The 2317-nt window shown below is 60.5% G+C and carries 1 protein-coding gene and 1 tRNA gene; both read left to right on the forward strand.

What is annotated here, in order from left to right; genetic code table 11:
• Positions 1 to 501: 501 nt before the first annotated feature.
• A complete protein-coding gene (locus tag HKK72_RS38660) occupies positions 502 to 969 on the forward strand; it encodes a hypothetical protein (protein ID WP_187239337.1) in 468 nt (155 codons plus the stop codon).
• A gap of 829 nt (positions 970 to 1798) precedes the next feature.
• Positions 1799 to 1870: transfer RNA gene (locus tag HKK72_RS38665), tRNA-Lys, on the forward strand.
• Positions 1871 to 2317 lie beyond the last annotated feature (447 nt).

The raw sequence follows: 2317 nt of genomic DNA on the forward strand, positions 1-2317 counted from the left end.
AGAAGCCGGCGACACACCGGTCCTCGTCCACAACTGCACGACCACTGTCTATCGACGTCAGGCTCATCCTGGCAGTGAGCGGCTCTCGGTCGATGCTGGAGGAAACGTAGGCCATCAGGGGAGTGGGACGCTATACGTAAATATGAGCGGGAACAGTGCACACTCTGGGTCTTTCCGGGGTGGCGCCGGAGAGATCGTTGCATTTGACATGCCGACGTCCTACGTCGACTCGATCCTCGAAGCTGCGCTACCGCAGCGTCAACCAAGATCTGGGCCGCTTTCAGAACTCACTCGGAAGGCATGGCGTCACCGTCGGTCGACAAGTCCGGAGATCTCTGACCCGCATCAGTCGCCTGGTCTCATCGGAATCCCCGATAACATGATCGACGACTTCATGGCGAATATCATCCCGGGAAGCGGGCGTACCTCCTGATGCAGAGCCATCTTTCTGAAGAGAGGTTGAGAGTGCGGCAAAGGCCTGTGGGTTCGCCCCCTCCGGCCTTGACCGTGTTCAAGATCGTGCCATTCGGTCAGCAGGATGACTACGCGGTAAGGCTGCGAAGCCTCGTATCAGCGGCTCTCGAAATTGCGATTTATGCAGATTTCGAAGCTGACCCGATCGATGTTTCGCCTTTGCCGTCGTGGTTTGTTCGTGAGCTTAAAAAGGGTAATCACGCTGATCGGGAGGCCTTGCTTGGACGGGATCGCTATCTCCAGTGCAGGAGTAATGAGCCTGTTTGGGGCGTTCAAGAATGGATCTCCTGTTTTGATCCTCGGCTCAGGCGATGGGAGTGGTGGGATCTGACCCAGGAGAATCGTTCGGTTTCCTTGTGGGTGAATACGAAAAGTGAACTGGCGGTTCCTGTCGAAGAACTCTGGTGGGCAATGTTTATCTCAGGTGCAAGGGGCATCGAAGGTCCTTTCATGAGATCGGATAGTGAATGGAGGGCCCGTCAGAGCATTCCTTGACCTGAAGCGGCCTGTGGGGTTTTAAGATCCGGGTTTGAGGCTGTGGTCGGCATGCTTGTGTCGACCTATGCGGGCTCTTCGAGCCTATGTGCCTACCGCGACTGGCCGAGTTCATGACGCCCGTGACCGGCAAGGTGACGATCGATGGGGTGGCCATTCTGTACCTGCGCTGGTCTGGTTCATAGATCATCAGCACTGAGGCCAAAGGTAACCTGAGGTTCCCCAGTTGCGTCCACGCCACCTGGTCGTAGGCGGGCGGATCACCCCACGTGCGTGGGGAGCAACGGCTCGAGCACGCGCTGGACAACGACGGGCGCGGATCACCCCCACGTAGGGTGATCCGGCGATGCTCACTGGCCTTGCTGAAGTCCTCGGGTGCGCCCCATGCACTAGGGATGATCCCCTCCGCGTATCGGTCACACCTCTCAGCGGACGGTGCTCCCCACGTACGTGGGGGTGATTCCCGGGCTCGCGCGTGCCGTTCATCGCGTGCTCCCTATGCCCGTGGGGGTGACCCGTACGGCGCCGAGAAGGACCACCGTCATGATGTGCTCCCTACAGCCGTGGGGGTGATCCGTCGGGAAGGCGCGTGCTGGAGCGCGGTCATAGTGCTCCCAGCGCTCGTAATGGTGATCAGATTCCCAATGATCGCCACGCCCTCTGATGTTGTGTACGAGCCGATCTCCGTTCTGGGCCGTGGGCCAGCTGATCGCTGGCATGGTTGCTCGGTGGTTGCTCGTATGCCACGGAACGCAGTAGCACGACCCGGCACGATCCGGCATCGGAAACGGCGGAGTCGCGGATGAACCGGCACAGGCCGACAGTAGGAGTGTCGGTCCGGTGTGCATGGAGCGGTCTTTTAATCCGTCGGTTCTGGGTTCGAGTCCCAGGCGGCCCACCATGTCTGACCTGCGGTTTCTCCATGATCCAGCGGAGGTTCCGGTGGTCGATTCGTCATGGTTTGTGACCCCTGGTTGCTCGTTGGTTGCTCGGATGCCGTTGATCATGCTTCTGTGCCGCGTCACAAGGGTGATCGCGACCGTCCGGAGGAAGATCCAAAACTCAGCCGGGCCGACCTCGCGATCGATGGTTGGAGCCTTCGGTGGCAGCGTCGTGAGTGCCGTAGATGTCGATTCCGGGTGGCAGCGGCATGCGCTGCGGGTTGTGCTCGTCTCGGCGTCTCGGCGTCTCGGCGTCTCGGCGTCTCGGTGGTTTGTTTCGTTGGCCGTGCCTTGACGCTCGGGAACAAGTCAGGCGTTCATATCGTGCGCCCTGGGCGGTAGGCGCGCCGGGACCGGCGCGTGGTTACCCCCAATCACGTGTGGAGGGGGAGGCGGATCGGGTCCTC

Source organism: Actinomadura sp. HBU206391, assembly GCF_014323665.1.
GTDB lineage: Bacteria > Actinomycetota > Actinomycetes > Streptosporangiales > Streptosporangiaceae > Actinomadura_C.